Source organism: Pseudomonas sp. JV449, assembly GCF_032424295.1.
Taxonomy (GTDB): Bacteria; Pseudomonadota; Gammaproteobacteria; order Pseudomonadales; family Pseudomonadaceae; genus Aquipseudomonas; species Aquipseudomonas marginalis.
Genome location: NZ_VYKD01000010.1, coordinates 238,748 through 255,754 on the forward strand (window position 1 = coordinate 238,748; position 17,007 = coordinate 255,754).

Below are 17,007 nucleotides of genomic sequence, written 5' to 3' on the forward strand. Positions count from 1 at the left end.
TCGGTCGAAGGCAAGCGTGAGCGGCAATGAAAGTCTGCTATCGAAAAGAACGGTGTGGGGGCGGCAGAGTGGACAAGATTGATGAACTGATCATTGCAGCCTTGAAGGATGACTCCCGAGTCAGCCTGGCGCAATTGGCGCGGCAAGTTCATAAGTCTCGAACCGCAGTGGAGTCGCGTGTTCAAAAGCTGATTGAGAAAGGCATCATCCTGGGCTTCACCATCAACGTCGCCGAGGGCGATGAGACCCTGCAAGCGGCGTTCTTGATGCTGACGCTCAATGGCAGCAACTGCCATCTGGTGTTTCCGAAGATCCAGCAGTTCAGCCAGGTGGTGCATGCCTATTCACTGTTTGGCGACGTGGACATGATGCTCGACGTTCGGTACAGGAGCTTTGAAGAGCTGATGGTCTTCAAGGACAGCCTGCTGAAGATCGAGCATGTGAAGGAAGTGGTGGTCAACCCGGTGCTGAAGGCCTGGCGCTAGGCGCCGGCCAGCCCTTCATGTGCTGGCTTCAGGCGTGATCGCGCACGGTTTCAAGAAAATGATGGCTCAGGTTCGGCATTTTCTGACGCAGGGTGTCCACGAGTTCTTCGATGACCGCCTGGTTGAACTGGAACGATGTGTCGTCGTGCCCCAGGATCACCACCAACAACCTCGACGAGTCTTTTGTCAGCCGGAAGTCATGGGCATCGGCATCCACCTTGCCGATGCTCGCCAACGGCACATCACCGCAGGTATAGACGATATCGCCGACGGGAATCGTGATGGCCTTCTTGGCGAACAGGGGGCGTAGCACCCTCGGCTTTTCCGACCGCATCACGTAGATGTCATCCTTCTGATGATAGGTGTGCACGCCGATGCTGACCCCATGTCGGATCGCGACCGCGTTATAGGCGTCGACGATGTTGTTGATGGGGTACACGCCTTTGGCGATGAAGCGGCGCAGCAGCTTTTCGTTGGCGCTCACGGTATTTTCGTAGCCGAGTTTCTTGAGCTGTTTGGCAAACCCCTCGTACACGACGTTCGAGTCCAGCTCGTTAAGGCGCGAGGCCACGTGGTTCAGGTTACTTTGCAGTACCCCGACGAAGCTCTGGTCATCCGACACGGTGATGTCTTCGATCACGGCGGCGCACGCATTATTGATGCCCAGCTCACAGGCTGACTTTCTGATGATCAAACGACTTTTCATAACCTTAGCCCCACAGTTTTTTTCGCAGGTTGGCGGTACTGGTGTCCAGTTGCTGCGCCGAAGGGCTTTGCAGCCAGAACAGCCCTGGACAGGTGGCGAAGTCGATCGTGACCGGCGTGGTTTCGCCGGCGCTGATGAAATAACGGTGCCCGCAATAGGCCTCGTCCGCCTGGGCGCTTTGTATGGCCTGGGGTGAGGGAGGAGCGAAGGCATGGCGTTCATCGGAACAGAAGAAACCGATCCGGCCATGGCTGATCTGGCTCACCGCATCGGCCTCGGGGCGTGGGTGGCCGAGGTAGCTGTCGATCGACAGTGACAGCAAGTCGGGGTGATACACCTGCTGGAACAGCAGGGGCGCGATGCCGCCGTGCAAGCGACCGCCGGCCTCGATCATCACCGGCCCGGCCTCTGACCAGATGATTTCCATATGAATCGGCCCGACCCGCACGCCCAGGGCCGCTGCCGCCTGGCGCGCGTAATCGGTCAGCGGTTGCAGTTCTTCAGCCCGCGGGTCGAGGGTGTCGAGGCTTTCGTAGACAAACATGCTGCCGTTCTTCTGGATCTTGGTGTACTTGCAGACGCTGGCAACGACGTAGGTGCCGTCAAAGGCGACCATATCCACCACGTACTCCGGTCCCGCTATGAACGACTGCACGATAAAACCGAGGTTGACTTCGCCCAGGTCGTTTTTCTGCTGCCAGGCCGCGTTTTTCAAGGCGGTCTCCACTTCGCGCTTGCCTTGGGCAAACACCACGCCTTCGGTGGCGGCCGAGTTCAGCGGCTTGACCACATAGGTGGCCGCCTCGTCGAGTTTGGCCAGCACTTCGCCGATGCGGCTCGGTGAGCTCAGCAAGTGCGAATCGATGTGGGCCAACTGGTATTTTTTCAGCGCCTGCTGCATGGAGAACTTGTTGCGTCGCAGGTCGCTGGTGATACGGCTATTGCCCGGGATGTCGAGCAGCTCCGTCAGGTAGTCCGTGAGGTAGATCGCGGTTTCGCAACCGGCGATCACGGCGCTCGGTGACAAGGCTTCCAGGGTAATCAACAGGCTCTCTTCCCAGGCATACACCTCATGGAAGTTCTCTGTGATCAGGTCGTTGGTGAAGTGTTCAGGCAAGGCGCGTGTGGAGATCACGGCGATGCACCGTATGCCCTGTGCGTTGAGCAAGGGCGCGTAGAGTTTGCCCGTGGAGAACGGGTCAACGATCAGTACGGTTTTCACGTCGTGCATTCCTTATTCCGTGGTGGCGGTGGGCGCGGCGGCCGGGGTCAGGTTCCACGCCAGTACGGCGGTGGCCAACAGGCCGGCGGAGACGATCATCAACAGGCGGGCGCCTTCGAGTCCGAGAAATCCCGAGGTGGTGAAGAACGTCAGGATCATCGGTGCCGAGCCACTGACCAGCAGGTAGTAGAGCGAACTCTTGGCCGCGATCACATCGGCTACCCGGGCGTTGGGCGCCGACTCGATCAGGGTTTTACGCAGCTGGATCCGCAGGCTGTTGATGCAAAAACCCAGCAGGAAGGCCGCAGCCATCATCACGTAGAGGTTCTGGAAGTAGACGATTGCCACGTCCGCCAGTATCACCAGCGAGATGGCCCCATAGCTGTTGAGCTTGATGCGCGGCAACACGGCGGCGCTGAAGGCGCCCAGGCCGGCCAGGCCACTGGCGACGCCGAACAGGGTGGCATTCCACTCATTGAGCTTTTGAAAAACGATGGGCACCAGGCTGTTGAACGCGCCGATATGGAAGCCGATCATGCTCAACACGATGATCAGAATGTAGAGGTTGCGCGGCAGGTCCAGCGGCCGCGCAGTGGAGGGCCCTGTGGCCTGTTCGGCGGTGTGTTCGTTGGGGTTGTCGGCCACCAGGAGGATGGCCGCGAGCGAGAGGATCGCCGCCAGGCTGATGATCTGCAGTGTCTGGTTGACCGAGAACACATCCACGATCAACCCGCCCAGCAGCGCACCGCCGAAAGCACCGATCTGGATGGAGGTTTGCATCAACCGCGCGCAGGTATCGCTGTCGGTGAGGCCGGCCAGCACCAGCTTGGTATTTTTCGATTCCAGGGTGCTGATGGTGAAGTAGTCGGTGACGCCCACCACGAACGCGATGGCCAGGAAGCCGATCGGCAGCAAGGCGGCCTGGGTAAACGACAGCCCCAGTACTGCGGCGAAGGCCGCCAGGCGAATGTACAGCAGTCGTTTCAGGCTGAGCTCAATGGTAAAGAACTTGCCGATGTACTGTTCGCACAAATAGGGCACCACGGTCGCCACGCACAAGGTGGCGCCGACCAGGAATGTTGAACCGGTGGTCTCCAGGCCGAACCAGACCATCGCGATGACAATCGCCATGTCGAGGCCGGTGAACAGGGTCACGATTGAATAGAACGCGGTCAATGTCGATTTAGTATTCATGGGCTTCATCAGTTGTAGCGGGAGATTTTAAGCAGCGGCACACAGCGCTCGGTGTCGCCGACGACGGTGCTGATCTGGTTCCTGACGCGCACCGTGGGCAGTGCTTTTTTTTCCAGGTTGCAGACCTTGTAGGCGTTGTCGTGCCAGGGACAGATCACGCTTTGGCCGTCGCCTGTCACTTCGCCCATGTGCAGCGGGCCGCCACGATGGGGGCATGCGGTGGGCAGCAATTGCGTCGAATACGCATGACGCTTGAGAAAGTAGGTTCTTTCCCCCACGGCCACATAGTTGGCGTGGGTGATATTCAGGCTGATGGCTTTCATTGGGTTGCCTACTCAGATGGCGGTGACGGTGTACGTGCAGGACGGGCTGGTGATGCGGGTGCCGTGCAGCATTCCCTTGGGAATTACCACGCCTTCGCCGGCCTTGAGGCGCACCGTCAGTTCGGGGCTGGCGACGAACTCCAGCTCGCCTGATTCGACCCAGAACAGTTCGTCATTCGGGTGGGTATGCAGCACCGACAGCTCGTGTTCGGTCTCGGTAATCCTCAGGTCCACGGGTTTGTGGCCCTGGAGCGCCGCTGCCTGTGCGCGATGCTCATCGAACGCGTCATGCCAGTTGATATGGGCATACAACTCTTCGTCGGCGATGTCCTGAAGCAGCCTGAACTCTTCAAAGCCGCGAATAAGGTCGGGGATGATCTGGGGGCCGAACTGCTTGATCATGGGAATGATCAGGCGCTGGAGGGCCATTCTTCCGTGGTGCACATCGATGTGGGCATGCTCATCGAAATAGCCCGTGGAGACGCTGCCGTTAAAGATGGTCTTGATCGCGCGTGACTGGTGCTTGGTGGTCAGCGCCAATGTAGCTTCGGTGTAGTACATGGCGCCGATATAGCGGAAAAGCTCGCCATGGTTGGCCGATACGTAGTGGAAGTAGTTGGTGAGCGACAGCGACGCCGGCGTATAGAACTGCCAGTAGTGGTGCACATGATGGGACATGCCCATGTCCTGGAGCATGTCTTCAAAAATGGTGCTGTGCTTCTTTTTGTCGACGCCGTAGCCATACTCGTCGATCAGGATCTTGAACAATTCGCTGGTGTACACACCGCTGTTGCCCAGTACGTTGCGGGCCATGGCCGATGCTTCACTGAGGAAGTCTCCCGCACATTGCGTCATGAAAAACCTGGCGGCTCGCTCGGGATGGCGGCTGGTGGTCAGCACTTCATGGAGTTTGGACTCGGATCGGGCGACGTCATCCAATACTTTATCGGTGTGGGCGATAAAAGAGTCCAGGCACCAAGGGCCATTGATATGTACTTCTTCCTTGAGCCAGTTGTACAAGTAGTGTTCCAGCAACGGGCGGATCTTTTTGCCACTGGCCGCGTGCTGCGGATCATAGAAACGCTTGAACGCCTTGAAGTCCAGTTCCAATGGCGGCTTGGGCAAGAAGACCAGGTCTTGTTCGTAGATATTCAATAACAACCGCTGTGCCAATAGATGCTGGCTGTTTGAAAGCTGGTCGCTGGTCAGGCAGGTGGTGATGATTGAATCGGTTACGTCCTGCGGCCGCGAAGGGCGCTGGTAGGGGTTTTGGGTATAAAAATCGTGGGGTTGAGCAAAGGCGCCAGCACCACAATAGTGGGTCAATGCTTCGGCATTCGAACTTAATACAAAGTCTGCTGCATTATCGGAAAGCTGAGTTGTCCATAACATGAGGGGGGCCTTTTGCTGGCGTTGTTTGATGGCCAGATGCTAAGGCGTGGATTTTTTTTAAAACAGATTAGAAATAGTGCGCGCAAGTAGTGAAATTCACTAAAGGCGTAGGAGAAATTTTCTTTATGGAGTGGGCCCGTTGAATAATCGGCAGCAGCGGCTATACATAGACGCTGGCTTTTATCGGTCGTGTTTAGATGAATACGGTTGCGCCCATCGTCATATATAGCGACGAGGCGCTTGCCAGCCCCTCGTCGATATCGTTGTCACTACGCCGGGGTTTCCAAGGTTCGGGCAGTGCCTGCCAGGGCCAGTATCCCGGTGCGCAAGTCGGTGCCGCTGGGTTGCTGGTACAGGTTTAATCCGAACTCCGGCAACACGGCCAGCAGGTAGTCGAAAATATCCCCCTGGATCCGCTCGTAATCGGCCCACACGGTGGTGCGGGTAAAGCAGTAGATCTCCAGCGGCACGCCCTCGGCGGTGGTTTGCATCTGGCGCACCATGCAGGTCATGTTCGGCTGGATATCCGGATGGCTTTTGAGGTAGGCCAGGGCATACGCGCGGAAGGTGCCGAGGTTGGTCATGCGCCGGCGGTTCGCCGACAGTTGCGCGCTGTGGCCCTGGGCTTCGTTCCAGGCCTTGAGTTCGGCCTGCTTGCGCCCGATGTAGTCGGTGAGCAGGTGCACCTGGGTCATGCGCACTTCTTCATCGTCACGCAAAAAGCGCACGCCGCTGGCATCGATAAACAGGCTGCGCTTGATGCGTCGCCCACCCGAGGCCTGCATGCCGCGCCAGTTCTTGAACGATTCCGACATCAGGCGCCAGGTCGGGATGGAGACGATGGTCTTGTCGAAGTTCTGCACCTTGACCGTGTGCAGGGTGATGTCCACCACATCGCCATCGGCGCCGACCTGGGGCATTTCGATCCAGTCGCCGACGCGCAGCATGTCGTTGCTGGTCAATTGCACGCTGGCGACGAATGACAACAGCGTGTCCTTGTAGACCAACAGGATCACCGCCGACATCGCACCCAGGCCCGACAGCAGCAACAGTGGCGAACGGTCAATCAGGGTCGCGACGATGATGATCGCGCCAAACACGTACAGCACCATCTTCGCCAACTGCACGTAGCCCTTGATCGAGCGGGTACGCGCGTGTTCGGTGCGCGCATAGATGTCCAGCAGGGCGTTGAGCAGGGCGCTCATGGCCAGCATCAGGAACAGGATGGTCAGGGCCAGGGCCACATTGCCGATGAACAGGATGGCGGTCTTGCTCAGGTCCGGCACCAAGTACAGGCCGAACTGGATCACCAGCGACGGCGTCATCTGCGCCAGGCGGTGGAAGACTTTGTTGTGCCGCAGGTCGTTGAGCCAGTGCAGCGCCGGTTGCCGGCCAAGCAATTTGACGGCGTGGAGGATGAGGTAACGCGCCACACGTCCGAGCAGCAGGGCCACCACCAGCAACACCAGGAAACCGAGGCTGGCATGCAGCAGCGGGTGTTCGTCGAGGGTGCCCCAGAGGTCTTGGACGTTGAGCCAGAGCTGTTTGATATCCATGGATGAAACCGATTCTTCTGTAAGACAAGACGGCGCGATTAGAGCATTTAAGTGCAACAAAGTTGATGCCGTGGACAAATGCTCTGACAAAAAAGCAACTGATTAGCGCCGTTCGCGTAAAGACACTCGGTTTGGACGCCCGAAACCGGTACCCTATGCAGCTGATTTTTTGTATTTCTTCGAGGTAGCACCCGTGTTTTCCCAATTCGCCCTGCACGAACGCCTGCTCAAAGCCGTGGCCGAGCTTAAATTTGTCGAGCCTACGCCTGTGCAGGCAGCGGCCATCCCGCTCGCGCTCGAAGGGCGTGACCTGCGGGTGACGGCTCAAACCGGGAGTGGCAAGACCGCCGCTTTCGTGCTGCCGATTCTTAATCGCCTGATCGGCCCGGCCAAGGTCCGCGTCAGCATCAAGACCCTGATCCTGCTGCCGACCCGCGAGCTGGCCCAGCAGACCTTGAAGGAAGTCGAGCGCTTTTCGCAGTTCACCTTCATCAAGTCCGGCCTGATCACCGGTGGCGAAGACTTCAAGGTCCAGGCCGCCATGCTGCGCAAGGTGCCGGACATCCTGATCGGCACGCCGGGCCGCATGATCGAGCAACTCAACGCCGGTAACCTTGACCTCAAGGAAGTCGAGGTGCTGGTGCTCGACGAAGCCGACCGCATGCTCGACATGGGCTTTGCCGACGACGTGCAGCGCCTGGTGGCTGAATGCGTGAACCGCCAGCAGACCATGCTGTTCTCCGCCACCACCGGTGGTTCGACCCTGCGCGAGATGGTCGCCAAGGTCCTGAACAACCCTGAGCACCTGCAGGTCAACAACGTCAGCGACCTGAACGCCACCACGCGCCAGCAGATCGTCACCGCTGACCACAACGTGCACAAGGAACAGATCCTCAACTGGTTGCTGGCCAACGAGACCTATCAGAAGGCCATCGTGTTCACCAACACCCGCGCTGCCGCCGACCGCATCTACGGCCGCCTGGTAGCCCAGGACTACAAGGCGTTCGTGCTGCACGGCGAGAAAGACCAAAAGGACCGCAAACTGGCGATCGACCGTCTCAAGGCCGGCGGTGTGAAGATCCTGGTCGCCACCGACGTCGCCGCGCGCGGCCTGGACGTGGACGGCCTGGACATGGTCATCAACTTCGACATGCCCCGCAGCGGCGACGAATACGTGCACCGTATCGGCCGTACCGGGCGTGCTGGCAACGATGGCCTGGCGATCTCGCTGATCTGCCACGGCGACTGGAACCTGATGTCAAGCATCGAGCGCTACCTCAAGCAGTCGTTCGAGCGCCGCACCATCAAGGAAGTCAAAGGCACCTACACCGGGCCGAAGAAGGTCAAGGCATCGGGCAAGGCCGTTGGCGTGAAGAAGAAAAAGACCGACGCCAAGGGCGAGAAGAAAAAGGCCGGTGCCAAGTCGCCGACCAAGCGCAAGATCGCCAACCGGCCGAAGACCGACAACCTGTCGCTGGTCAGCAAGGATGGCATGGCGCCGCTCAAGCGTCGCAAGCCAGAAGCACCCGCTGCCGAGTAAGGCGTGAGGGATGTGAAAAAACCGGACGTTGTCCGGTTTTTTTATGGCCTCAGTTTTTCGCTTTGGCCGCCGCTTCTTTCAATTCCTTGAGGCGGGCGTCGATCAACTGGCACTTGTCGGGAAACTCCGCGCTTTCAGTATCCAGGTCCATCTTCTGCAGCTCGTCGTTCATCTCCTTGGCCTTGGTCGGGTTCTGCTCGGTGAGTTTGGCCACTTCCTGGGCCAGTTGCTCGCGCTTGGCCGTGGCCTCTTCCGGGGTGCAGGCCCAGGCGGGCAGGGCGGTGAGCAACGTGGCGGCGATGGCCAGGTTCATCAGGGTTTTCATGGTCGGACCTCCTTGGCGGTGATGCTCAGTTGAGGGGGCGAACGTCTGGAAAGTTCAGAGAAATGACGCCCGTCGGTTGGTATGAACGGCCACAGCCCCATAGGGTCACTCCTACAGACGGGCTACTTTCCTTAGGCCTGCAGGAGGAATCAGGATGACGACTTACAACTGGGATCTGATCGAACGTCTGCTGCATGAAGTGCAGAACGGCGAGGGCAGTTTTGCCCCGCGCAAATACGCCGAGCAGGAAGCGGCCGAGAAGGCCACGGCGGGCGAGTCCACCGGTAACCTGGATGCGCTGAAAAAGACCGCCGCGGACTATGAAGCGCTGTTGTTCAAGCGTGGGTTTATCGAGTCGCGGCCTGAGGAAGAAGGCGGTAACGGAGAGAATTTCATTCTGACCGCCCTGGGCGCGCAGCTGTTGGCGCTGATCGACAGCTCCATCCCGGGCAATGATCATCCGCGCCAGGTGCTGGATGAGCAGGCCGATGCGTTGGACCCGGCGACCTTTGCAGAAGTGGCCTCCAAAGCGCAGATCGCCTGACCCCTCCATGCCCCGGCACCCAGGCGGTGCCGGGCACGCCGAAACTGTCGGATCGGTAATCTGCCGCTAAGGTTGCTGACAGCCGGCGCCCCCTAATCTGCTGCCATTCAACTGACGGACTTGAATCGGCATGCACTCTACTACCTCCAGACGAACCTTCGTCAAAGGCCTGGCCGCCGGCGGCCTGCTCGGCGGGCTCGGGCTATGGCGCACGCCGGTATGGGCGCTGACAAGTGCGGGCGAGCCCACCGTGCTGGCGGGCAGCGAATTCGCTCTGTTTATCGACCAGACGCCGGTCAATCTCACGGGTCAACAGCGCACCGCGTTGACCATCAATGGCAGCCTGCCCGGCCCGTTGCTGCGCTGGCGTGAGGGCGACACCGTGACCCTGCGCGTGCACAACCGCCTCAGCGAGCCGACGTCGATCCACTGGCACGGCATCGTGTTGCCGTCGACCATGGACGGCGTGCCCGGCCTGAGTTTCAAGGGCATCGAGCCGGGTGGCGTGTTTGTCTATCAGTTCAAGGTCAGACAGCACGGCACTTACTGGTACCACAGCCATTCCGGGTTCCAGGAGCAGCAGGGGGTGTACGGCCCGCTGGTCATCGAGCCGTTGGAGCCCGAGCCCTTCACCTGCCAGCGCGACTACGTGGTGATGCTCTCGGACTGGACCGACGAAGATCCCGTTGCCCTGATGAAGACCCTCAAGAAGCAGTCCGATTACTACAACCGGCATAAGCCCACCGCGGGCGATTTCGCACGGGATGTGGGCAAGCAGGGCTGGTCGGCCACCGTCAGCGACCGGCTGATGTGGGCGCAGATGAAGATGAACCCTACCGACCTTGCGGACGTCAGCGGCCAGACCTACACCTACCTGCTCAACGGCCAGCCCCCCGGCCTCAACTGGACCGGGGTATTTGAGGCCGGGGAGAAAATTCGCCTGCGCTTTATCAACGGTTCGGCGATGACCTATTTCGATGTGCGCATCCCGGGGCTGAAGATGACCGTCATCGCCGCCGATGGCCAGCCGGTCAAGCCGGTCAGCGTCGATGAGTTCCGCATTGCGGTCGCCGAAACCTTCGATGTGCTGGTGGAGCCCACGGCAACGGCCTACACGCTGTTTGCCCAGTCCATGGACCGCACGGGTTATGCTCGTGGCACGCTTGCCCGCCAGGCGGGGGCGACGGCGCCCGTACCGGCGCTTGAGCCGCGCCCGTGGATAACCATGGACGACATGGGCATGGGTGGGATGGATCACGGCGCCATGGCGGACATGCCGGATATGGCGGGCATGGATCACAGTGCGATGGGCGCGATGTCGATGCAGAGCCACCCGGCCAGCGAGCAGAACAACCCTTTGGTGGACATGCAGGCGATGAGCCCGGTGCCTAAGCTCGACGACCCGGGGATCGGCCTGCGCAACAACGGTCGGCGAGTGCTGACCTATGCCGACCTGCACAGCACCTTCGACGATCCCGATGGCCGCGATCCCACGCGCACCCTTGAATTGCACCTCACCGGGCATATGGAGAAGTTCGCCTGGTCATTCAATGGTGTGAAGTTCTCCGATGCCGAGCCCTTGCAACTGACCTATGGCGAGCGCGTCCGGCTGGTGCTGGTCAACGACACGATGATGAGCCACCCGATTCACCTGCACGGCCTGTGGAGCGACCTTGAGGATGAAAACGGCCAGTTCCAGGTTCGCAAGCACACCATCGACATGCCGCCGGGCTCGCGCCGCAGTTACCGGGTGACCGCCGATGCCCTGGGGCGTTGGGCCTATCACTGTCACCTGCTGTACCACATGGAAATGGGCATGTTCCGTGAAGTGCGCGTGCATGAATGAGGAAGCGAGCATGAACCGTCGGGTTTTATCTGTGTGTATCGCGCTGGCCGGGTGGGCATTCGGCTCGCTGGCGCAGGCCGAGGAGTTTCAAGGCATGAGCCCGGCGGTTCCGGCGTTGAGCGAAAGCCGTACGCCGATCCCGCTGCTCACCGACGCGGATCGCGCCGCTGTGTATAACGCGCCGGGCGGGCATGTGGTGCATGACAGCGGCATCAACTCAATGCTGCTGGTCAATCAGCTGGAATGGCAAGGCGGCGGTGGCGGTGGTGCGCTGAACTGGGACATCAAGGGTTGGGTCGGTGGTGACATCGACCGCCTGTGGCTGCGTAGCGAAGGCGAGCGCAGCGCCGGTCGCACTGACAGCGCCGAAGCCCAGGCGTTGTGGGGGCACGCCATCAGCCCTTGGTGGGACCTGGTTGGCGGCGTGCGCCAGGACTTCAAGCCCGCAGATAGCCAGACCTGGGCGGCGTTCGGCCTGCAGGGCATGGCGCTCTACGACTTCGAGGCCGAGGCGACGCTGTTTGTGGGTGAGTCGGGCCACACCGCGGCACGTCTGGAAGGGGACTACGACATCCTGCTGACCAACCGCCTGATCCTTCAGCCGACGGCCGAACTCAATTTTTATGCGCAGAACGATCCGCAGCGCCGGGTGGGCGCAGGCCTGTCGGAAAGCGAGCTGGGCCTGCGCTTGCGCTACGAGGTGCGCCGGGAGTTGGCGCCTTACGTGGGGGTGAGTTGGAACCGCAGCTATGGGCGGACGGCGCAGTACGCTCGCGACGAAGGCGAAGACATCAGCCAGCTGCGCTGGGTGGTCGGTGTGCGCCTTTGGTTTTAACCGGTTTCTTATTCCTATAACTCGCCGCCTTGAGCGGCCTGGAGCCTTGCATGTCGATGTTGAAAACCGCGTTAACAGGGGGGGCGCTGTGGGTCGGATTGATGATCAGCCTGCCGGCCTCGGCCCATCCGAAACTGTTGTCCTCCCTCCCTCCAGCCGGGGCCCAAGGTGCCGCGCCGGCCGTCATTGAACTGCGCTTTTCGGAGAACCTGCTGACGCAGTTTTCCGGGGCCAGGCTGACCATGACCGATATGCCCGGCATGCCTAATTCGCCGATGCCCATCAAGGCCAGTGTCGCGGCGAGCGCCGACCCCAGGGTGATGCTGATCAAGCCGGCCTCTGCACTGGCTACCGGCACCTACCGGGTCGATTGGCGCGCAGTGTCATCCGACACGCACCCGATTACCGGTAACGTGGTGTTCAGCGTCCAGCCATGAGCGAATTGACCCAAGTCACACTGCGCTTTGCGCTCTATCTTGACCTGATGCTGTTGTTTGGCCTGGGGCTCTTTGGTCTTTACGGGCTCAAGGCGCCGGAGCGCGTGCTGCTGAATTTGAGGGGCCTGCTGCGGCTGACGGCTGGCGTCGGGATAGTGCTGTCGATGGCGTCGCTGTTGACGCTGACCCAGGCCATGAGTGGCGCAACGGATTGGCAGACGCTGTGGCCGCATCTGCACATGATGCTCTGGCAGACCGACCTGGGCGTGACGTGGTGGCTACGGATGGCGGCGCTGGTGGTGGCTGCGCTTGGCCCTCGCCTGCCACTGACCGCGTTGTCGGGCGCCGCCGCGTTGGTGACGCTGGCGTGGACCGGGCACGGCGTGATGCATGAAGGCACGCTGGGTGTGTGGCACATCCTCAGCGACGGCGCACATCTGTTGGCAGCGGGCGGCTGGGTCGGGGCGTTGGCGGCGTTCGGGTTGTTGTCGAGGCGCACGTCTTTGCACGATGCTTATCACGTTCGGGTGCTGGCAAGGGCGCTGAAGGGGTTCGAGCATGTGGGAGCGGGATTTGTCGCGGTGCTGATCGGCACCGGTGTGGTCAACTATCTGCTGGTGGTCGGGCTGAATCTGGAGGGCCTTACCGGCGGTGTCTACGCGATCCTGTTGTGCCTGAAGCTGGGACTGTTTGGCTTGATGCTGGGGCTGGCGGCGCTCAATCGTTTCCACCTGACGCCGCTTCTGCAACGGTCCGTGGCGACCGGTGATTATGTCGCTGCCATGGCTGCGCTACGGCGCAGCATGGTGCTGGAGATGGGGGCAGGGGCGCTGATCCTCGCGCTGGTGGCCTGGTTGGGCACCCTGGCGCCCAATTAGGACTGCGCGCTTTTCAGGCATTTGAGCGCCTGGAAGTCACTGCGGACCTTGTCGATTTTCTGGGTGAGTTTCAGCCGTTGCGGCACGCTGCTGTCGGCCATGACGTCGACGATCAGGCTACGCGCGGCGGCTTCGGTCTGGGCATACGCCGCGCGATACTCCGGTGTCCACAGGCTTTCGCGGTCCACCAGCAGTTGCTGGATTTTCTGCGGGAAATCGGCGCTGTGGCGTTGCTGCACGGCGTCGATGAATTGTGCCTGCCAGTGGGCACGGTTGCCGATCCATTGTTCATTTTGCTTGCCCAGGCTGATGGACCAGGCCATTACCCGGTTCTTCTGGCTATCGCTCAGTGGCCCCATCCACGCATCCAGACGCTTGTTCATACGCTCGGCGCGGTCCTGGATCTGCTTGGCCAGCGGCGGCTTGAGGTATTCGTCCTGGCGTTTGCGCAGGTCCTTGGCCAGGGCATCGTTCATGTCGTTGACCTGCTGGTCATCCAGCCCTTGTAACAATTCAATCGCCGACGGGGTGATTTCCCGTGCCACCTCGGCAATCGCCTGCTTGGCCTCAACCGTGCGGGTTTGCAGCGCTGCATCGGTGACCTGGTTGCTCTCGACCATTGCTTGCAGGCGGTCGAGCCAGTCGAGGTAACCCGGCAATTGTGTGGTGCAGTGCCAGGCCAGGTGGTCCTTGAGCTTGTCGTTGAACCAGCTCTTCTGCCCGGCGTTCATGTCCAGGTAGTCGTTGAGGGTCCAGGGGATGATCACGTCCAGGTTGCGGTAGGCCAGGCCCACGCGGTTGCAGCCGGCGAGCACCAGGCTCAGGGTCAGGAATACCACCAGCAGTTTGAGCCGATGCAACATGGGCGTGTCCTTGCGCAGAGGGGAGTTAATGCATGTGAACCCGCGGCGCACGCGACAGTTCAGCCCATCAATAAAACGACCGCACCGCCTTCAGGGTCAACAGGCCATCGCATTGCGAATTGTGTCCGGAGTAGGCCGAACAATCGCCACCGCTGAGGCTGGAGTCGCTGTAGATCAGGTCCAGGTCGATGCCTTTCCAGGCGCGGGAGAACTGTACCGACCAGTCGCTGAAGCTGCTGATGGTGCCGCCCTCTACCGAAGCCGGCGTGCCCAGCTGATGGGTGGTGTATTTCATGCTGACGCCGATGCCGAAGGGCTGGGTACCGCCGAGGTCGGCGAACAGCGTGCTGTCCTGGCGGTCCGGGTCGTTGCTGAAGGAAGCGCCGAAACGATTGCCGAGTAGATTCAGACCGCCGTAGAACTCCTGGCTGTCGAGGGGGCTGAGCTTGGGGTAGCTGTAGTGGATCAGGCCGACTTCATAGCCCAGGGTCTGGTCGAAAGGGTGCTTGAACCCCATGTACGAATCGACTTCGAGAGTGCTGGCCGAGGACAGGCCCATGTTCGGCGAAAACTGGCCGAAGTACAGGCCGCTGTCATGGCTCAGGTCCAGCCCGCCATGGAACGAGTCACTGCCCGGCGAGGTCGGCTTGACCAGGCCCTGGGCCATGCTGCGGCTGGGGGTGGTGCCCAATTTCAGGTCGAAGTCGCCCAGTTCACGCTGGAAAATCTGCGCTTCGGCGAGAGGGCTGGCCGCCAGGATACTGGCCACGAAAATGCAGCGTTTAAGCATGCTTCACTCCATGAAAAGCGAGGAGCAGTAACGGAAAAATAGGGCAGATGCCCGTGCTAGACGTGTGCAAGCATACCGGCGAATGCCAGGAGGTGAGGCCCGTTCGTCGATTTGCACGTTCTGAAGGTGACGCGAGAGGGTATTTCGGGCTCTAGTCCTAGCGCCTTGAAGGCAAGACGCTTAGGGACCAGATGTGCTGCGCGGTATTACTTTTTACCCAGGCTGATCTGCTTGGACGGGCCGAAAGTCTGGCCGCTCACGCCCTTGGCAATTTGCTGGATTTCGCCACCGGACTTGAGGAAAGCAGCAATCTGGCTGTTGATCGATTCGCTGGTTTCAACGGCGGGAGCTGGCTTTGCTTTGCTGTTGGATGCTTTTACACGCATGGCGGCCACTAACCTGTAGAAAATTAACTTGGCCAGGCATCGTACAGGAAATACTTGACAATTGCTTGGTAAATATCCCCCGGGAATAAGAGCGGCAGCTGAGAACAGCCAAAGTTTATTTTTGATATTAGCCCCTAACTTACTGTTTTAACTCGAAACCACGGGCTGAGCCGGCACCGGTGGCGTGGCAAAATTCAGCCGAATGATCGGACGAGCGGGGCGGTGCCACTGGAACGCCAGGCAAACCCGCGATTTTTCAGGCGCGCGCGCGCGGCGAGGGCAACTCGGGTAGAATGCCGCCCACGCAATGAGGGTATTGGAAATGGCTTTAGTCGGGCGCTACAACAGCTTGCAAGTGGTTAAACACACTAACTTTGGTTTGTACCTCGATGGTGCGCAAGATGGCGAAATCCTCTTGCCTAATCGGTATATCCCCAAAGATATTCCCAGTGAAGATGAAGACTGGCTTAACGTTTTCATTTATCTGGACAGCGATGACAAACTTATCGCCACTACCGAAAAACCGAAAGTTCAAGTCGGCGAATTTGCCAGTTTGAAAGTCGTGGAAGTCAACAGCATTGGCGTGTTCCTCGACTGGGGGTTGCCAAAGGATCTGTTGCTGCCGTATTCGGAAGAGAAACGTCAGCTGACCGCCGGTGAATACTGCGTGGTGCATGTCTACCTCGACAAACACACCAAGCGTATTACCGCGACCGCACGCCTCGACCGCTACCTGGACAAGACGCCGGCCAACTACGTCGTGGGCCAGGAAGTCGACCTGCTGGTCGCCGAAGCCACCGAGATGGGCTTCAAGGCGATCATCAACAACAAGCACTGGGGCCTGATCCACAAGAACGAAGTGTTCAAGTTCCTGCGCCCGGGCAAGGAAGAAAAAGGCTTTATCAAAGAGATCCGCGCCGATGGCAACATCAGCCTGAGCCTGCAACCGGTCGGCCAGGAAGCGGCGTCCAGCCTCAACTCGAAGATCCTCGCCAAGTTGCGTGAAAACAACGGCAGTTTGCCGGTCAGCGACAAGAGCGACCCGGCGGTGATCAGCAACTTGTTTGGCGTGAGCAAGGGCAACTTCAAGAAAGCCATTGGTGCACTCTACAAGCAGGGCCAGATCGTGATTCACGCGGATCGCATTGAACTAAGCTGAGTGCGGTTTGCTCTTCTGTAGGAGCGAGCGTGCTCGCGAAAAAGGCCCATCCGACACCGTGATGCGCCTGGAATATTTTCGCGAGCAAGCTCGCTCCTACAGAGGCTGCATCAATGTCCAAGAAGTCTGTCTTCGCCTACCTCGGCACCTTGCTTGCCTTCCTGATCCTCGACGGCCTCTGGCTTGGCGTCCTCATGGGCCCGACCTACAAATCCCTGCTGGGCCAGCTGATGCTCGATCAGCCTCGCCTGTTGCCCGCCGTGCTGTTCTATCTCCTGTATGTCCTCGGTTGCGTGGTGTTCGTGGTCTTGCCCAGTGCCAGCTGGCAGCGCGCGGCGCGACTGGGTGCATTGCTGGGCCTGGTGGCCTACGGCACCTATGACCTGAGCAACTGGGCCACGCTGCAGGGCTGGTCCGGCGGGTTGGCGGTGATGGACATGGCCTGGGGCACGTTCCTCACAGCGGCCTGCTGCACGGTCGGGTACTTGTGTGCACATCGGGTGCACCGGTGATTGTGTACAGGATT

19 protein-coding genes are annotated in these 17,007 nt (G+C 60.0%); 9 read left to right on the plus strand and 10 right to left on the minus strand.

The features are described from left to right. The first annotated feature begins 68 nt into the window (after nucleotides 1–68). Complete coding sequence (locus F6S08_RS11690; RefSeq protein ID WP_027603763.1) at nucleotides 69–485, plus strand: Lrp/AsnC family transcriptional regulator; 417 nt, start codon at nucleotides 69–71, stop codon at nucleotides 483–485. A 28-nt stretch (nucleotides 486–513) separates the two neighbouring features. Here the strand turns inward: F6S08_RS11690 and F6S08_RS11695 are convergent, their stop codons facing one another. The 6 genes from F6S08_RS11695 to F6S08_RS11720 form a co-directional block, all read right to left on the minus strand. After that, the gene (locus F6S08_RS11695) at nucleotides 514–1,191 is read right to left on the minus strand and encodes a phenylalanine--tRNA ligase beta subunit-related protein (RefSeq protein ID WP_027603764.1); all 678 of its coding nucleotides are present in this window, start codon (nucleotides 1,189–1,191) and stop codon (nucleotides 514–516) included. 4 nt (nucleotides 1,192–1,195) lie between these two features. Beyond that, on the minus strand, nucleotides 1,196–2,422 hold the full coding sequence (locus F6S08_RS11700; RefSeq protein WP_315871615.1) for an ATP-grasp domain-containing protein: 1,227 nt from the start codon (nucleotides 2,420–2,422) through the stop codon (nucleotides 1,196–1,198). Between the two features lie 3 nt (nucleotides 2,423–2,425). After that, a complete protein-coding gene (locus F6S08_RS11705; RefSeq protein ID WP_074847434.1) occupies nucleotides 2,426–3,607 on the minus strand; it encodes an MFS transporter in 1,182 nt (393 codons plus the stop codon). 8 nt (nucleotides 3,608–3,615) lie between these two features. Continuing rightward, complete coding sequence (locus tag F6S08_RS11710; protein ID WP_065924709.1) at nucleotides 3,616–3,930, minus strand: Rieske 2Fe-2S domain-containing protein; 315 nt, start codon at nucleotides 3,928–3,930, stop codon at nucleotides 3,616–3,618. Nucleotides 3,931–3,942: 12 nt separating this feature from the next. Further along, the gene (locus F6S08_RS11715; protein WP_242001066.1) at nucleotides 3,943–5,322 is read right to left on the minus strand and encodes an iron-containing redox enzyme family protein; all 1,380 of its coding nucleotides are present in this window, start codon (nucleotides 5,320–5,322) and stop codon (nucleotides 3,943–3,945) included. 269 nt (nucleotides 5,323–5,591) lie between these two features. Next, complete coding sequence (locus tag F6S08_RS11720) at nucleotides 5,592–6,878, minus strand: mechanosensitive ion channel family protein (RefSeq protein WP_065924707.1); 1,287 nt, start codon at nucleotides 6,876–6,878, stop codon at nucleotides 5,592–5,594. A 193-nt stretch (nucleotides 6,879–7,071) separates the two neighbouring features. Here F6S08_RS11720 and F6S08_RS11725 point away from each other — a divergent pair, with 193 nt between their 5' ends. After that, nucleotides 7,072–8,418, plus strand: a complete 1,347-nt coding sequence (locus tag F6S08_RS11725; RefSeq protein WP_027603770.1) for a DEAD/DEAH box helicase — start codon at nucleotides 7,072–7,074, stop codon at nucleotides 8,416–8,418. Nucleotides 8,419–8,467: 49 nt separating this feature from the next. Here F6S08_RS11725 and F6S08_RS11730 read toward each other — a convergent pair whose 3' ends face one another. After that, complete coding sequence (locus F6S08_RS11730; RefSeq protein ID WP_065940618.1) at nucleotides 8,468–8,743, minus strand: hypothetical protein; 276 nt, start codon at nucleotides 8,741–8,743, stop codon at nucleotides 8,468–8,470. A 154-nt stretch (nucleotides 8,744–8,897) separates the two neighbouring features. Here F6S08_RS11730 and F6S08_RS11735 point away from each other — a divergent pair, with 154 nt between their 5' ends. From F6S08_RS11735 to copD, 5 genes are all read left to right on the plus strand, one after another. Then, complete coding sequence (locus F6S08_RS11735; protein WP_017134854.1) at nucleotides 8,898–9,287, plus strand: hypothetical protein; 390 nt, start codon at nucleotides 8,898–8,900, stop codon at nucleotides 9,285–9,287. Nucleotides 9,288–9,417: 130 nt separating this feature from the next. Continuing rightward, entirely contained in the window at nucleotides 9,418–11,133 is a 1,716-nt protein-coding gene (locus tag F6S08_RS11740) for a copper resistance system multicopper oxidase (RefSeq protein ID WP_315871616.1), read from the plus strand. A 10-nt stretch (nucleotides 11,134–11,143) separates the two neighbouring features. Further along, entirely contained in the window at nucleotides 11,144–11,968 is an 825-nt protein-coding gene (locus tag F6S08_RS11745) for a copper resistance protein B (protein ID WP_315871617.1), read from the plus strand. A 50-nt stretch (nucleotides 11,969–12,018) separates the two neighbouring features. Further along, complete coding sequence (copC, locus tag F6S08_RS11750; RefSeq protein ID WP_315871618.1) at nucleotides 12,019–12,405, plus strand: copper homeostasis periplasmic binding protein CopC; 387 nt, start codon at nucleotides 12,019–12,021, stop codon at nucleotides 12,403–12,405. Next, nucleotides 12,402–13,283 (plus strand): copper homeostasis membrane protein CopD, encoded by an 882-nt coding sequence (gene copD / locus F6S08_RS11755; RefSeq protein ID WP_315871619.1) that lies wholly within the window; start codon nucleotides 12,402–12,404, stop codon nucleotides 13,281–13,283. The genes copC and copD overlap by 4 nt, the downstream gene beginning before the upstream one ends. Here the strand turns inward: copD and F6S08_RS11760 are convergent. The 3 genes from F6S08_RS11760 to F6S08_RS11770 all read right to left on the minus strand — a co-directional run bounded on the left by F6S08_RS11760 (nucleotide 13,280) and on the right by F6S08_RS11770 (nucleotide 15,322). Beyond that, nucleotides 13,280–14,146, minus strand: coding sequence for a DUF6279 family lipoprotein (locus tag F6S08_RS11760; RefSeq protein WP_315871620.1), 867 nt, complete (start codon nucleotides 14,144–14,146; stop codon nucleotides 13,280–13,282). The genes copD and F6S08_RS11760 overlap by 4 nt on opposite strands. Before the next feature lie 67 nt (nucleotides 14,147–14,213). Continuing rightward, nucleotides 14,214–14,936: a TorF family putative porin gene (locus F6S08_RS11765; protein ID WP_027603777.1), complete on the minus strand. Its 723-nt coding sequence runs from the start codon at nucleotides 14,934–14,936 to the stop codon at nucleotides 14,214–14,216. A 206-nt stretch (nucleotides 14,937–15,142) separates the two neighbouring features. After that, nucleotides 15,143–15,322, minus strand: coding sequence for a hypothetical protein (locus tag F6S08_RS11770; RefSeq protein WP_003193095.1), 180 nt, complete (start codon nucleotides 15,320–15,322; stop codon nucleotides 15,143–15,145). Between the two features lie 322 nt (nucleotides 15,323–15,644). On the opposite strand from F6S08_RS11770, the gene F6S08_RS11775 reads away from it, so the two are divergent. Beyond that, a complete protein-coding gene (locus F6S08_RS11775) occupies nucleotides 15,645–16,481 on the plus strand; it encodes a S1 RNA-binding domain-containing protein (RefSeq protein WP_315871621.1) in 837 nt (278 codons plus the stop codon). Nucleotides 16,482–16,594: 113 nt separating this feature from the next. After that, on the plus strand, nucleotides 16,595–16,993 hold the full coding sequence (locus F6S08_RS11780; RefSeq protein WP_315871622.1) for a DUF2177 family protein: 399 nt from the start codon (nucleotides 16,595–16,597) through the stop codon (nucleotides 16,991–16,993). Nucleotides 16,994–17,007 lie beyond the last annotated feature (14 nt).